Raw genomic sequence first — 15,706 nt, 5'->3', positions numbered from 1 at the left:
AATGTTTTATTTAAAACTAACTTTAAGGGGAACCACCGCCTTGAGAACGACCACCACCACCAGAACTGCCGCCGGAACGACCTCCGCCGCCACCTGCTCCTCTTCCGCCTCCTCCTCCGGCTCCTCCACCTCCACCTAGACCAGGGAAAACTCCTCCTCTTGGTGTTGATTGCGGACGCGATCCTGGTGGGAAACTGAGCAACACCCTTTCGTCTCCTGTCAATCCAGACTTAACTTCGGTAAAGTTATTCGCGGTGACGCCAGTCTCAATGCGAGTAAACACAGGTCTGTTATTTTTTCCTTGCACAAACACGCCTGTGGCATTTTCTTGGCGTACCACCGAAGCTGTTGGCACTACTAAAACATTTTGAACTTGACCGACTTGAAAATCTACTTCCGCATTCATTCCAGACCGCAGGAGTCTTTGAGGGTCTAAAAGCGATACTCTCACTTCAAAACTGGTGACGTTTTGCTCTACTATTGCTTGGGCAGCAATTTGGCTGACTTTACCTTCAAAGGTTTTTCCTGGATAGGCATCTGCTTTAATCGAGACTTTTTGACCAAGGCTGATTTTGGAAATATTTGTTTCCGCTAAATTGGCGACAACTTCATTTGTGGAAGCTAGAGACAAGATTGAAGAAGAAGAAGAAGAAGCTACTTCACTACTGGCAGTTGTGGGTGTCACGAAAGCGCCTGGATCGGCATACTTCTTTGTCACTACACCATCAAAGGGTGCGCGAATGATCGTGTCGTTGATTTCGGCTTGGATGTTTTGCAGCGAACCACGAGCCGATGTTACTTGGGCACGAGCGGCATTAATATCTTCTTGGCGCGTTCCGGCTTTCAGGAGTGCCAAAGCTTGCTGTCTCTGCTTTACTACAGCTCGTGCTTGCTCAACATCCTCTGGACGTGACCCGGCTTTTTGCAGAGCCAGTGCTTGCTGTGCTTCATTGACATTAGCTTGGGCACTGTCACGATTGGAGCGGTTTTGGTTGAGAGTCTGAAGGGAAATACCGCCTGCATTGTAAAGTTGCTGATTGCGAACAAAATCATCTTCTGCTTGGCGAAGGGCAGCTTGAGCGCTTTGCAAGCGTGCCTGTGCTTGGGCAATATCTTGAGAGCGATTACCTGCGATCGCTTTTTGCAGATTCGCTTCGGCTTCGTCTAATGCTCCCTGTGATTGGGCAATATCTTGAGGACGATTACCTGCGATCGCTTTTTGCAAATTCGCCTCGGCTTGTGCCAATTGTCCTTGAGCAGAGGTAAGTTGCCCCCGGAGGTTGGAATCATCCATGTAAGCGACAATCTGTCCTTGTTTGACAATATCTCCTTCTTTCGCCAGCAGGCTTTTCAAGATGCCGGAGTTTTTTGGGCTAAGGTTGATTGACCGCTCAGGTTTCACCGTTCCGTTCGCTGAAACTGTGATTGTTAAACTCTGCCTTTCTACAGGTCTTGTCAGTACTCTGCGTCTGGCTTCTTGACGGGGAGCAACCGTTACTTGGTAATAAACGGCATAACCAATTCCACCCAAAAGGCAAAGAGCAATTAGCCAAGAGAGCCAATTACGTCTGCCTTTTTTTTTCTTTACCTCTGGAACTAAAACTGATGAAGATGAATCTACGGTATTTGGTGTATCAATTTTCATATCCATTTTGTCTATAAGGAACGGCTACCGAGCTGTTATTCACGGCTAAAACTATAGCCTGGTAGCCTAATACTGACAATGATTTTGAGTTTTTAGTGTTTAAAGGTTTATTTGCAGTACTAATCCACTAGGAAGTCTGAAGTAATCATCACGCACTCTCACTAATCTCCCAGCAGGAACAATTTCTTGATTGGGAAGAAGAATATCCCCGTTAGGAAGTCTGAAGTAACCTTGATCGCGCAGTCTGACTACGGATCTAGCAGGAATAATTTGCCCATTGGGATATCTGATATCACCATTACCAAGTCTGACTACTCTGCCATTAAATTGGTTGTCACGGTTCCAATTATCCCGATCTCTGGGGTTTCTGACTTCTCTAGAATTAGATCTGCCGTCACGGTTCCAATTATCCCGATCTCTAGAGTTTCTGACTTCTCTAGAATTGGATCTGCCGTCACGGTTCCAATTATCCCGATCTCTAGAGTTTCTGACTTCTCTAGAATTGGATCTGCCGTCACGATCCCAATTTTGATCGCGATCGCCAACAACGTAGACTTTCGTCTGGGCACTTGCAGGTGCAGTCAAGAGAGTGGGAATAACGATTAGGGCAGCAGCAGCTAATACAATCGATATACGGTTTGGTTTCAACATGGAATTGACTCCTTATTTACATTAAAGTTCTATTCTGCTGAGGTATGGATGAAGCAATCTTAGACAGTTGCTTTTTTTGATATCAAAGTGTTTAATATCTACCTCATCGTATAAATTCATACATAATAATTATCGTTCAAAACATCTAAACTGATGTATGACCAAAGTCACTAGTAATTCCAGACTGATATATGACCAAAGTCATCAATTGTTTAATGGGTATGGGGCATTGAGCACTTGTACTGAGCGACTTGCCCTCTTGGTAGTCGAAAGGAGTCGAAGTCTGCTCCCCTGCTTTTCAACTCCCTCATCTCTCCACATCCCTATTCCCCAAGATTGGTAAGATTTTGCTACCGCCAACAGCGTAGATCGTTTAAGCTAGCTGAAAGATTCTTTGATTAGTGGCTTAAAGGCGGTAGTGTGCCTAAACATGTTCGTTTGATTTCTCTTTTAATGGTCTGTAGTTTATGGAGTATGCCAAAAGCCGCTAACGCGCAGGCATTAATACCCCATACGCTGCAATTAGATACGACAAAGTTAGAAAAGCAAGGGTTGAGCTTGGCACAAGAGGCGGCTCAACTAGCTCAGTTTCAACAGGTTGAATTAGCTTTGCCACGAGCGCGGCTGGCTAGTCAACTGGCTCCTGGGAATGACAAAGTATGGTTGCTGTTAGGTGGATTGCAGTTGCAATCCAAAGAGTTTGATGGGGCGATCGCTAGTCTGAAAAAAGCGCAATCTCTCAACCCCAAAAATGGTGATATTTTGTTTGCTTTGGGTTCAGCAAATTTTCAGCAAAAAAATTACCAGGCTGCTGTTGTTAATTATCAAGATGGTTTGAAATTAAAACCCAACGATCCAGAGGGGTTATTTGATTTGGGTAATGCTTACTATTTGCTGGGTAAATTGCCAGATGCGATCGCACAGTACGATAAAGCTGTCTCTCAAGATAAAAAATTCTGGCCGGCGCTCAACAACATTGGCTTAATCAACTACGAACAGGGTAATATCCCTGAAGCAATTAAGCGATGGCAATCTGCTGTAACCCTTGAAAAACAAGCGGCAGAACCTTTATTGGCCTTAGCAGTGGCACTGTATACTAAAGGCGATCACCAACAAGGACTAACCTTGGGAGAAACTGCACTCCGTATCGATTCGCGCTATGCTAATTTGAATTTCCTCAAAGAAAATCTCTGGGGCGATCGTCTACTGTCTGATACGAAAAAATTCCTAGAATTACCCCGTATTCAAGCAGCCATACAGCAACGAGAAAACTCATCATCAGCGCCTACGCCTAGACAACAGCCTACTCAATAGGCAGTGCTGAGTGTTGAGTGCTGAGTGAGGAGTTATGAATTTACGAGTTCAAATATTTAACTGTTAATTCCAAACTTCTAACTCCAAACTCTTTACTCAGCACTCACTACTCAGCACTCAGCACTCCTCCTTACCACTTGCCTAAGAGTACCTTTTCGTAGTACATCTATACTAAATACAGACAGGAACTAGTTGCCCAAAAACATTGGCGGGCGAGCATTCCTGAAATAAGTCGTTAATTCCCAGTGTTAGTCTGTGGGTAGAAGTGCGATGATTTGGTCAACAAACTGTTGATGGTCAACAACTGGCTTAGAAATGTAGCCATCAGCACCACTTTGCTTGAGAAAATTCTCGCGATCGCCTTCCATAGCATGTGCTGTCACCAGAATCACAGGTAAGTTTGCTGTTTTTGGATCGGATTTTAACATTTGTGTAATCTTGATTCCATCAACAGACTTGCCTTGGTAAACACTTCTAGAGAGAGAAACATCCATCAAAATCAGGTCAGCTTCTCCTGATTGGGCAATTTTAATGACTTCTTCGACATTTTCAGTGTGTTTCACACCCAAGCCACCACGCTTGGACAAAATTTTGGAAAAAACACGAGCATTAATTAGATCGTCTTCGACAATTAAAACAGTTTTCATGAGAATTTTAGTTATAGAGGTGAGGAGATTCAAGAATTCCAGAATACAAAATTAAGAAATGCAATCATGGTAAGTATCATGGCTACTAAGTTTATGTAGATTATACTCGTGTGCATCCTTTTTAATAGTCAATGTACATCTTCGTCATCAAGGATGATACTACTGCTTTTTCTTCTGTGACTATGAAAATTTTGTTATGAATCTCATTTCATCCGTTATGCTGTGGTTGCCGCAGTGTTGAGTTGCATTGGCTTTTGTGTAGTTAAATTTCAGGGAAAAAACTCATGGCAAAACAGTTAAACCTTCTCTCAACGGGACAGGTAATTCCAACAGCCCTGCACACCGAGATGCAACGGTCTTATCTAGAATATGCCATGAGCGTGATTGTCGGGCGAGCGCTACCAGACGTGCGTGATGGCTTAAAACCAGTGCATCGTCGCATTCTATATGCAATGCACGAACTCGGTTTAGTACCAGATAGACCTTATCGAAAATGTGCCCGTGTAGTGGGTGATGTGTTGGGTAAATACCATCCTCACGGCGATCAATCAGTTTACGATGCTTTAGTTAGGCTGGTGCAGGATTTTTCTAGCCGCTATCCCTTGCTAGCAGGACATGGTAACTTTGGTAGTGTCGATAATGACCCGCCAGCGGCGATGCGCTACACAGAAACGCGCCTCGCACCGATCAGCCATGAGGGAATGCTGACAGAAATTGGTGAAGAAACTGTGGAATTTGTCGGTAACTTCGATAATTCCCAGCAAGAACCAACGGTGTTACCTGCTCAGTTGCCGTTTTTGTTACTCAATGGCTGTTCTGGTATTGCCGTGGGAATGGCAACAAATGTACCACCGCACAATTTGGGGGAAGTTGTCAATGGGTTAATTGCTTTAATCGACAATCCAGATTTGCCAGATGAAAAATTATTTGAGCTAATTCCAGGGCCAGATTTTCCCACTGGTGGGGAAATAGTTGGTGAAGCGGGAATTCGGGAAGCGTACACCACAGGTAAAGGTGGAATTCTGCTGCGGGGAGTCGCGACTTTAGAAGAAATTCCAGCCAGTAGAGGAAGCAAGCGCCGGACGGCAATTATCATTACAGAATTGCCTTATCAAGTGAATAAAGCTGCCTGGATCGAGAAGGTAGCGGACTTAGTAAATCAAGGACGCTTGCAGGGAATTTCCGATCTTCGGGATGAGAGCGATCGCGAAGGGATGCGAGTAGTAATTGAACTCAAACGCGATACAAATCCCCAAGAAGTTCTCCAGCATTTGTATCACCAAACTGCTTTACAAATGACTTTTGGAGCGATTCTCCTGGCAATAGTGGATGGACAACCCCGCCAGTTAAGTTTGCGTCAACTGTTGCAGGAGTTTTTGAGTTTCCGCGAAGAGACACTGAACCGTCGCTACAATTACGAGTTGGGTAAGGCTCAAAGTCGTGTGCATTTGGTAGAAGGTTTGCTGAAAGCGCTGTCTAATTTGGATCGAGTAATTGGAATTTTACGGCAAGCTCCCGATGGGAGTACGGCAAAAATAAATCTTTGTAGCCAACTAGATTTGAGTGAGGTACAAGGAGATGCAATTTTGGCTATGCCGTTGCGCCGCCTCACCAGTTTAGAACAGCAAAATTTGCAGCAAGAATTTGAGCAGATCAGTGAACAAATTAATTTGTTGGAGCAATTACTCAACGATCGCCGCGAATTATTGAAGGCGCTGAAAAAAGATTTGCGATCGCTCAAGCGCAAGTATAACGATCCCCGACGGACGAAAATTGGAGAGGAGCAAAAGTCTAAAGCAGAGGAGCAGAAGTCTAGGGCAGAGGGGCACAGAAGCACAGGAGCAGAGGAGGAAGAACTTAAATTTTCTCAACCAGTAGAGGAAGCGATTTTAGAATTTACCCAACGGGGTTATGTCCGCCGCACCCAGCCATCTGGGAGAAAGTCAAAAGCTGAAAATGGTCTACACGATAATGACTTCATTATCCAAACTATTTTAACTGACACAGAAAAAGACCTGCTAATACTAACTGGTGGCGGCAAAGTCTATCCTGTGAATGTGGGAGAAATTCCCCCAACTACTGGGCGTTCTCCACGGGGAAAACCTTTGATTACGATGCTCAGTAATACTGCTCAAGGCGCTCAAGAAGCTGTGGTCAGCCGCTTTTTGCTGCCGGAAAATCTTGAAACTAGGCAGATGATTCTTTTAACAAAACAGGGAAGAATTAAGCGTCTGTCTTTGGGAGAATTTACTAACCTGACTCGGCGCGGCATCACAATTTTGAAACTAAAAGAAGATGATGAATTATCATTTACCCAATTCACCACACCAGGAGCGCATCTGATTTTAGCTAGTTCCGGTGGGCGAATGTTGCGCTTTCCAGTCAATGATGAACAATTGCCGGTCATGGGACGCACAGCAATGGGTTTACAAGCATTTCGATTATTGAAAAATCAGCAAATGGTTGGCTGTGTCACTGTCGGTAAAGATGACCAACTGCTGCTAGTTACTCAAGAAGGATATGCCAAGCGGATGGCTGCAAGTCAGTTAAGAGCGGCGAATCGGGGCGATTTAGGCACGCAAGCGCTGAAATTTGCTAGCAAAACTGACAACTTAGCTGGTATGGTGATGGCGATCGCATCTGGCGAAGTAGCTTTAGTAACGAATAAGGAGCGGGTAGTGCGAATACCTGTGGAAACAGTGCCGATTTTAGGTAGGGATGTCAAAGGTGAAAGTATCCTCCAACTCAACCGCGATGAAAAAATCATCACCGTGGCCGAAGTGCGATCGTAAATTAGGATGATGTTCAACTTGCGACAAGCCAACTTGTAGGACTTAGAGGCGCTAATTCAACTGCGTCTTGAACTTCTGCGGGAGGCTGGCAAGATTAAAGGTGACTCTGACATCGCAAATTTAGCAGAAGCGACTCGAAAATATCTTGGCGAAATAAATGCCGTCGGGTGAGTTTTTAGCTTGGGTAGCTGAAGTGGATAGTCAAATTGTTGCCACTAGCGGCTTGGTATTTTTTCAACGATCCCCTTACAACGACAATCTCTCAGGCTTAGAAGCCTACATTCTGAACGTTTATACAATTCCGATGTGGCGACGCCAGAGAATTGCAACAGCATTATTAAAGGAAATTATTAGCTTTCTGAGAGCAACTGAGGCAAAACGCCTCTGGCTTTATACCACTGAGGATGGTAAACGTATCTACGAGAAGCTTGGTTTTGTCTCGACTTCAAAAGAAATAGAAATGGTCTGGTACTAACTTAAATTATCAATAAACTTTTTATTTTAAAATGCGATATATATTTAAAATAAAGCAATTTAACTAAATTAGTTGATAATTAATATCAATAGTATAATATTGTTTATAAAGCTAAAAGTCTGGATAAGATTTCTTCTACCTCAGTAAATCTCACTAAAGGTTGATGTTTTAGTCTCTATTAATAGCTTATTTATATTTATGTCAAGCTCTGGAAACAAAAATATAAAAAATGTTGCCTTTATGAAAATATTTGTTATATTAGTTTACATAAGGCAATAAACCTTAAAAATTAAGTTTGGAGTCCTAACCATGACAAATGCAAGCACAACAAAAGTCACTACTCCCGTAATTGAAGATCGTAACGCTTGGCGTTGGGGCTTTACCCCACAAGCAGAAATTTGGAACGGTCGCTTGGCAATGATTGGCTTTTTAGCAGCCGTTTTGGTTGAGCTTTTTTCTGGTCAAGGCTTTCTACATTTTTGGGGCATTCTATAAGTTTTAATATTTAAGATGACCTATAAATAAAAAAACCTGGAGTGCTAATTCACTACCAGGTTTTTTATTTGTTTTGTCATTTGTCAGTTGTCATTTGTTTATTCACTAATGACCAATGACTAATGACTAATTACTACCGAATATACTCTTTGAGAACGCTGTTACGATTTGGGTGGCGTAACTTGCGCAGTGCCTTCGCCTCAATTTGACGAATCCGTTCGCGGGTAACGTTGAAAATCTGTCCGATTTCCTCAAGGGTTTTCATCCGACCATCATCCAAGCCGTAACGCAGTCTGAGAACATCGCGTTCGCGTGGGCTGAGACTGTCGAGGACTTTTTCGAGGTCTTCGCGTAGAAGATTTTTGGAAACTTGGTCTTCCGGCGTCTCACCATCAGATTCAATAAAATCACCCAATCGAGAATCTTCTTCTTTACCAATTGGCGTTTCTAATGAGATAGGTAACTGGGCGGATTTAGCAATGAACCGCAACTTCTCAATGGTCATTTCCATGCGAGTAGCGATTTCTTCTTCAGTGGGTTTGCGACCCATTTCTTGAGATAGCAGTTTGGTAGTTTTCTTAATCCGAGAAATGGTTTCGTAAAGGTGAACTGGAAGGCGAATTGTGCGGGATTGATCTGCGATCGCGCGGGTAATTGCTTGACGAATCCACCATGTAGCGTATGTAGAAAACTTATAACCTTTTTCGTGGTCAAACTTTTCAGCGGCACGAATCAAACCGAGACTGCCTTCCTGAATTAAGTCTTGGAATGACAAACCACGATTCATGTACTTCTTAGCAATTGAAACTACAAGACGGAGGTTAGATTGCACCATCTTGTCTTTCGCCCTGCGACCAACATGCAGGCGATAACGAAAGGCTGGTAGTGGCAGTTGTACTGCTTCTGCCCATTCACTATCTCGAGGATCGCGATCTAATTGCTCACAGAGTCTTTCGCGTACCCTCTCTAATTCCAGCAAATCGGCTATCTTCCGCGCCAATTCAATTTCTTCGTCTGCCCGCAACAGACGAATTCTACCAATCTCTTGCAAGTAAAGCCGAATTGAATCTTCGGTATAGTGCTTTTTCTTGCTTTGTGTCCGACGACGCGATTTAGCGGCTTTTCCAGACTTTGCGTCGTCCTCATCAGACTGAGGCTCTAAAAATTCCTCGTCACCTTCATCTACGATCAGCAAGTCCTCTTCATCGTCTATTAAGAGTTCTTCTAACTCGAGCTCAGGCTGATTCATTATTTCTAGGTCAGGCTGATATATGCTTTCGAGTACGTTGTTAGCCTGGTTCATGCCGCGTTCCTCATGCTCCTTGCAGAATCAATTACTCAAGATGTGTTTAGCGCTCTTTTAAACGAGCCAATTGCCAACCGAAAATAAGCTTTTTGGCAGATTTGCCAGAGATATTTTCGGACGTTTTAGACCTCCGGTAGGAGGGTTTTTACTTTAGTTTTAGCAATTACTAAAGGTGACTTGCTCACTTTGGTAAATGTTATATGTGTTGCTATCACATATTGCTTTCAACTAACTGGTCAAAATAAAGACTCGCCTTTATCAAAAAATTTGCCACTCTATACAAATGAGTTCATACTGTTGGCAGATTTTCGTATAAAGACTCTTCCGATTGTAGCCTGTTTCACAGAAATTGCACTCTTTTTGTGTATAAATCATGAATTCATTAAGCAACTGTTAGCTATTTTCACCAAAAAGACATTGAAAACGGGATTTATACCCTGAAATTTTTTCTCCACTTTTCGGAATTGCAGTGACGCTCTTATTACATTACGAAGTAAGTACGCTTGCTTCTGCCGAATTTCATGTATTTTACACAACATTAATTACTGAGAAAGAGCGCATTTTATGTTAACTCAGACTATTCGTCTTAACCTACTCATTTTTACATTTCCTTCATAAATTAAACATCCCTTAGACTAAAACGGGTATTGTCCTTGGGTAAATACAACAACGGTGGTGGTACTTGCCTGAAAGCAGTTAACCTTCTGCGTACTAACTACCTTAACTGAGGAGTTGAGGCGGTGGCAGATCGATCCGATCGCAGATCAATTTAGGTTTACTAATTCGGTCTTATTCACACGTTAGCGCACTGTGGCGATTTCAGCCCTATGAAACTTGACAAACTTTTTTTATTGTATACAAAGATATTTTAATCAATTCAAAAACAATTTGTCCTGCGAACTTGCCAATATCGTCTTAGTCTTAGGCAAAAGTATATTAGATACATACGATACAATAGCGATCGCCACGGAACTATATGAAGATATTAACAAGTTTTCAGCTTTATAGTGTGTACTTCCAACAGCTATTACCACGAACACAGAGAACCCAGCAGATTACCTGATGATTTAGTTACAAAGATTTTTTGCGTAAGTAAATTGTAAATTTAAATACTTTTATTTCGGTAATTTTCTGTCATCTGATGATGAGAAATCCTCAAAATACTTATTAATTGCGATTGGATAGATGATATTTAGTTATTTTCTTAAAGCATAACAAATGTGTTTCTAGCAGGTGGTTCAAATTAATCAGCGAGTTAGAGCAAAGAGTATTATCTGGACTAAATTTCCAATAAAGTTAGTAGTTATGTTAACAATCGAGCATTGATTGTTTGGAAAGTATTGACAATAAGCGAATTATATGATTTTTCTAACCGATAAATTTGGAATATTTGTAGTTTTTGTATTATAAAATATTTGCTCTTGTAACAAGTCAACCTAAATTTTTAATTGATTGTTTGCGACTAGTTCAAAGTCAGGGAGGCTTTCAAAGCTATCCCTAATTAAAACTGGGGACTATGAACTTTGCTGAACTACCGTGGTGTTGGGGTGGTGTTTAGACTTGCAGGGAAATTAGGTGGCAGAAGTACCTGGTCAACTACATGAACGATGCCATTGCTAGCTGGGATATCTGGCTGAGTCACCTTAGCATTGTTAACTGTGATTGAGTTACTGGCACGATCAACTGTGATTTTAACGGGACTACCCTCAATTGTTTTAACTTCTCCAGATGTCAATTGCTGGGAGGTAATTCCCCCAGGTATAACGTGGTAGGACAGAACCTTGATTAATTGTTGTTTGTTTGCTGGCTGTAAGAGTTGGTCTAGAGTAGCTTTGGGTAAAGCAGAGAAAGCTGCATCAGTAGGTGCAAATATTGTGTAAGGGCCTGGTGTAGCCAATTGTTCAGTCAATCCGGCAGCTTGCACTGCTTGGATGAGAGTTTTAAACTGTCCTTGACTAGCTGCTGACTTTGCCAATTCTGCTAAATTTTGGGTGGCAATAGTCGCAGTAGGAGTTGGCGTGACCGACGGGACAGTTGTTGAAGGGACAGTTGCTGTAGGAGTTTCTGCGACAGGTTGAGCGCAGGCAGACAGAGCAACTAAGCTACCTATGCCAATAATATTGAACAATGCTTTTCCTAGTATGCCTTTGCTCGCTTTCATAGCTTTGTGTAAAATCCAGTTAAATAAGGAATTATTAATAATAGTTAATGAATTTGTGAATATAGTCACTCATCTAACGACATAATTTGTAGTAGTAAAAATCTTAATACAATAAATTTATAAATTACATAGTTTGCCATCAGCCAAAAGAGGTAATTTTTACAGAAATTTTGGATATAAAGTCTTTAGCAAAATCTGTTGCAGGAATGTCAAGCAATATTTCAAAGTTAAAGATCCCCGATTTGTTTGATAAATCGGGGATCTTAATTTTTTACGAATGATTTAGGACTGCTGAGATTAAATATCTAAATCGGTGAAGTTGAGTTTAGAGCCATAGGTTTCGATGAATTCTCGTCTGGGTGCGACGCGATCGCCCATTAAAATTGTGAAAATGCGATCGGCTTCTGCGGCATCCTCAATTTCGACTTGCTTCATTTTACGGGTTTCTGGGTTCATTGTGGTGTCCCAGAGTTGTTGTGGCATCATTTCACCCAAACCTTTGAAGCGTTGGATGGTGTAGTTGGCGTTAGCAGGAAATTTGGCGATCGCTTGATTTTTTTCGCGATCGCTATAGCAATACTCATGATTACGTCCCCGTTCTACTTTAAACAATGGGGGACAAGCAATATAAATAAAGCCTTGTTCGATGAGCGCTCGCTGATATCGATAGAAGAATGTTAACAACAAAGTCCGAATGTGCGCTCCATCTACGTCAGCATCCGTCATAATGACTATGCGGTGATAGCGCAGTTGAGTAGAATCAAATTCATCACCTTTGACACCTAAACCGAGGGCTGTAATTAACGATTGAACTTCGTTATTTTTATAAATCTTAGCGTCGTCGGTTTTTTCAATGTTGAGAATTTTACCACGGAGAGGCAAGATAGCTTGAGTGCGGCGATCGCGTCCTTGTTTGGCGCTCCCACCTGCTGAGTCCCCTTCCACGATGAATATCTCAGATTCGCTAGGGTCACGAGAACTGCAATCTGCCAATTTACCAGGTAATGGCGAAGATTCCAGCACCGATTTGCGCCGAACTAATTCCCGCGCATGACGGGCTGCTTCTGCGGCTTTGAAAGCTTGGATAGCTTTATCTAAAATTGAGTCTGCTATAGCAGGATGAAATTCGAGATACTCAGTAAGGACTTCTCCCACCAGAGAATCAACAATTCCCCGAACTTCGGTGTTACCGAGTTTGGTTTTGGTTTGTCCTTCAAATTCTGGATCGGGGACTTTAACGGAAATTACGGCTGTCAAACCTTCGCGGACGTGTTCGCCACTGAGGTTAGGTTCATTCTCTTTAATTTTATTGCGCTTGCGGGCGATCGCATTTAATGTCCGCGTCAAAACCGCCTTCAAGCCTTCTAAGTGCGTACCACCATCCACTGTGCGAATATTGTTAGCAAAACCTAGCACATTATCCGTGTAAGCATCAGTACACCACTGCAATGAAACTTCCACTTGTACGTTGTTGCGTTCCCCTTGCACATAGATAATTTCTTCATGCAGTGGTTGCTTCTCGCGGTTCATGTAAGCAATGTACTCTTTGATCCCACCCCTGTACTCGTAGGTTTCTACCTTGGGTGTATCGCTTTTTAGTAATTCTAAACGGTGGTCAGTAAAAGTAATTTTGACACCTGCATTCAGATACGCCAATTCCCGTAGGCGACCTGATAAAGTGATGTAATCAAACTCAATGCTAATAGTGAATATTTGGGTATCTGGTTTAAAAGTAACAGAAGTTCCAGTTCTAGCTTCTTTGTAAGGTTTGACTTGCAGATCGCTAACTGGGATACCGCGTTCATAGCGCTGAAGATGAACCTTTTTATCTCGCCAAACCGTAACTTCTACAACCTCAGATAGGGCATTAACAACAGAAATACCAACCCCGTGCAATCCTCCAGAAACTTTGTAGCCACCGCCGCCAAACTTTCCACCTGCGTGCAGTACCGTCATTACGGTTTCCAAAGCCGATTTCCCGGTACGCGAGTGAGTATCGACGGGAATACCACGACCATCATCTGTTACAGTCACGGAACCATCAGCGTTGATATCTACTTCTATATGAGTGCAATGACCCGCCAAAGCCTCATCAATTGAATTGTCCACCACCTCGTAGACTAAATGGTGGAGTCCTCGCGGCCCAGTGGTACCGATGTACATTCCTGGTCTTTTGCGGACGGCTTCCAGACCTTCCAGAACTTGAATCTGATCGGCACTGTAACTGCTCGTCATGTAAACTCTCCTGATGCGTGGGGTTGAAATCGCCGAAAGGCAAATAAAAGTAAAAACACTCCAAAATTGTAACACAAAAGCCTTGCTGGCGTCTGTAGGGCATTTAAAAGAGAAGTTTATACTAGGGTTGCACTACCGTGTCAGAGGGGCAAAGGGGCAGGGCGAAAATAGCTTAATGACTAATGACTAATGACTAATGACTAAATTAATTGTGATTTGTGGAGCGACAGCAACGGGTAAGTCGGGTTTAGCTTTGGCTTTGGCGATGCGCTTGGGTTCTGTAATTCTTAGTGCCGATTCTCGTCAAGTTTACCGTGAGTTTGATATTGGGACGGCAAAACCAGCTGTGGCTGAACAAAAATTAGTGCCGCACTATTTAATAGATATCTGCGACCCGACAGACACGATGACAGTAGCAGACTACCAGGAACAAACACAAGCCTTAATTGCTTCTATTGAAGTTATGCCACTTTTGCTAGTTGGTGGTACTGGTTTATATATCCGTTCCATTGTCCAAGGGATGAAAATTCCTAGAGTTGCACCACAAATAAAATTGCGATCGCAGCTTGAATCTCTTGGTCAACTACAACTATACGCAATGTTACAACAAGTTGACCCCGTTGCAGCACAAAAGATTCATGGCAATGATTCAGTGCGAACTTTAAGAGCATTAGAGGTATATTATGTCACTGGTCATCCAATTTCAGAACAGCAAGGGGAGAATCCACCAAATTATCCGATTTTGCAAATTGGTTTAGATTGCGATGTTGAAAAGTTGCTTGCTCGTATTCAACAACGTACTGAGCAAATGATAGCAGATGGTTTGGTCGCTGAAGTGGAGTATCTTTGTCAAAAATATGGCGCTGATTTGTCTTTGTTGAATACTTTGGGCTATCAAGAAATTAAGCAATATTTGGCTGGTAATATTTCCTTAGATGAAGCGAAAGAATTAATAATTTTGCATACCCGACAATTTGCCAAGCGACAACGTACTTGGTTTCGATCATATCCACAAATTAAATGGTTTGATGCGGATGCTCCAGATTTATTAGAGAAGGTTTGGCATCGGATAAATGAGTTTATAAGTTGCACAAGTTAGTGAGAATTTTTTTGCTCATGCAAAGATGCAAAAAAACTTTGCGTCTTTACAGCAAGTGTCTTATAGAGTGTCGGGATCTACGCCCATAGCGCGTAGCCTATCTGCTAATAATTGGGTGCGTTGTTCTGCTTGTTCAGCACGTTGTTGTTCCTGTTCGGCGCGTTCATCCCCAGTCAGCAAAACATTACTATCTTGGTAGCACCAGCGTAACCAATGATCCTGTCTACCTTCAAATTCACCTTCCCACAGAGTTATACCTAAACCAACTTGTTCAAGCCAAGTTTCTGAAGTTTCAAAGTAACGCCTTCCCCTAAGTTCATAAATGCGTAGTACTTTTTCTCCTAATTGCTGGTTTGGGTCATATACGATGTAGTAACTAGCCCGCATGTGTTCATAAATTTGTAGCTTTTTGCCCAGTTCATCACCTTCTTTATTTGAGACAATTTCGAGTACAACTTCCGGAGGTTTGCCAAAACGCCAAACCATATAACAACGATTTTGTTTTTCCCACCATTTTTCAGGCACTTGAACATCTAAGCTGAGAAAGACATCAGGTACAATGGGGGGCTGAAGGTCTGTGTAGTAAATGCCCACATTAGCTTCAGCTAAAAAAGTCTGATGTTGTAGAGAACTGTAAAGAGAACTCACTAAAAGGCGTTGTTGTTTTGCAGATGCAAAATTATCCACAGGTGTATCATTTTCAGTGATTAGCTGGTTGGCATCTGGCACATAGTAATCATCATTATTGATTAGAACTTGCTGAACCATGATTTTATCCAGTATTTGAGAGCGTTATTTATAGGTTAATTGATTTTCTAGGTTAGTTGATTAATGAAAGATAGAGGTTGTGACAATATAGAGATTTCATTGCCGTACTTGTTTGCTT

General features: G+C 42.3%; 12 protein-coding genes. 5 read left to right on the top strand and 7 right to left on the bottom strand.

Annotated features, from left to right (window positions below; translation table 11 throughout):
* Positions 1-22: 22 nt before the first annotated feature.
* Both NLP_RS01865 and NLP_RS01860 read right to left on the bottom strand, forming a co-directional pair.
* A complete protein-coding gene (locus tag NLP_RS01865; RefSeq protein WP_104909737.1) occupies positions 23-1,645 on the bottom strand; it encodes an efflux RND transporter periplasmic adaptor subunit in 1,623 nt (540 codons plus the stop codon).
* A gap of 99 nt (positions 1,646-1,744) precedes the next feature.
* Entirely contained in the window at positions 1,745-2,296 is a 552-nt protein-coding gene (locus NLP_RS01860) for a hypothetical protein (RefSeq protein WP_104904901.1), read from the bottom strand.
* A 420-nt stretch (positions 2,297-2,716) separates the two neighbouring features.
* On the opposite strand from NLP_RS01860, the gene NLP_RS01855 reads away from it, so the two are divergent.
* Positions 2,717-3,610, top strand: coding sequence for a tetratricopeptide repeat protein (locus NLP_RS01855; RefSeq protein WP_104904900.1), 894 nt, complete (start codon positions 2,717-2,719; stop codon positions 3,608-3,610).
* A gap of 248 nt (positions 3,611-3,858) precedes the next feature.
* On the opposite strand, the gene NLP_RS01850 is transcribed toward NLP_RS01855, so the two are convergent.
* Positions 3,859-4,257 (bottom strand): response regulator, encoded by a 399-nt coding sequence (locus NLP_RS01850; protein ID WP_069073372.1) that lies wholly within the window; start codon positions 4,255-4,257, stop codon positions 3,859-3,861.
* Positions 4,258-4,541: 284 nt separating this feature from the next.
* On the opposite strand from NLP_RS01850, the gene gyrA reads away from it, so the two are divergent.
* From gyrA to NLP_RS01835, 3 genes are all read left to right on the top strand, one after another.
* Complete coding sequence (gyrA, locus tag NLP_RS01845; RefSeq protein WP_104904899.1) at positions 4,542-7,049, top strand: DNA gyrase subunit A; 2,508 nt, start codon at positions 4,542-4,544, stop codon at positions 7,047-7,049.
* 157 nt (positions 7,050-7,206) lie between these two features.
* Complete coding sequence (locus NLP_RS01840) at positions 7,207-7,524, top strand: GNAT family N-acetyltransferase (RefSeq protein ID WP_104904898.1); 318 nt, start codon at positions 7,207-7,209, stop codon at positions 7,522-7,524.
* Between the two features lie 309 nt (positions 7,525-7,833).
* The gene (locus NLP_RS01835) at positions 7,834-8,019 is read left to right on the top strand and encodes a chlorophyll a/b-binding protein (protein WP_104904897.1); all 186 of its coding nucleotides are present in this window, start codon (positions 7,834-7,836) and stop codon (positions 8,017-8,019) included.
* Between the two features lie 133 nt (positions 8,020-8,152).
* On the opposite strand, the gene rpoD is transcribed toward NLP_RS01835, so the two are convergent.
* The 3 genes from rpoD to gyrB all read right to left on the bottom strand — a co-directional run bounded on the left by rpoD (position 8,153) and on the right by gyrB (position 13,721).
* Positions 8,153-9,322 carry an RNA polymerase sigma factor RpoD gene (rpoD, locus tag NLP_RS01830; RefSeq protein WP_104904896.1) on the bottom strand — a complete coding sequence of 390 codons (1,170 nt, stop codon included), beginning with the start codon at positions 9,320-9,322 and terminating at the stop codon, positions 8,153-8,155.
* Between the two features lie 1,534 nt (positions 9,323-10,856).
* Entirely contained in the window at positions 10,857-11,486 is a 630-nt protein-coding gene (locus tag NLP_RS01820; protein WP_104904894.1) for a fasciclin domain-containing protein, read from the bottom strand.
* 297 nt (positions 11,487-11,783) lie between these two features.
* On the bottom strand, positions 11,784-13,721 hold the full coding sequence (gene gyrB, locus NLP_RS01815) for a DNA topoisomerase (ATP-hydrolyzing) subunit B (protein WP_104904893.1): 1,938 nt from the start codon (positions 13,719-13,721) through the stop codon (positions 11,784-11,786).
* A gap of 196 nt (positions 13,722-13,917) precedes the next feature.
* On the opposite strand from gyrB, the gene miaA reads away from it, so the two are divergent.
* Complete coding sequence (gene miaA, locus NLP_RS01810) at positions 13,918-14,820, top strand: tRNA (adenosine(37)-N6)-dimethylallyltransferase MiaA (protein ID WP_104904892.1); 903 nt, start codon at positions 13,918-13,920, stop codon at positions 14,818-14,820.
* 60 nt (positions 14,821-14,880) lie between these two features.
* Here the strand turns inward: miaA and NLP_RS01805 are convergent, their stop codons facing one another.
* Positions 14,881-15,588, bottom strand: coding sequence for a Uma2 family endonuclease (locus NLP_RS01805; protein ID WP_104904891.1), 708 nt, complete (start codon positions 15,586-15,588; stop codon positions 14,881-14,883).
* Positions 15,589-15,706: the final 118 nt, after the last annotated feature.

Origin of the sequence: Nostoc sp. 'Lobaria pulmonaria (5183) cyanobiont', from assembly GCF_002949795.1 — a bacterium.
In the GTDB taxonomy this organism is placed as follows: Bacteria; Cyanobacteriota; Cyanobacteriia; order Cyanobacteriales; family Nostocaceae; genus Nostoc.
The sequence above is the reverse complement of the archived record's forward strand: the minus strand, read 5'-3'. Positions and strand labels throughout refer to the sequence as shown.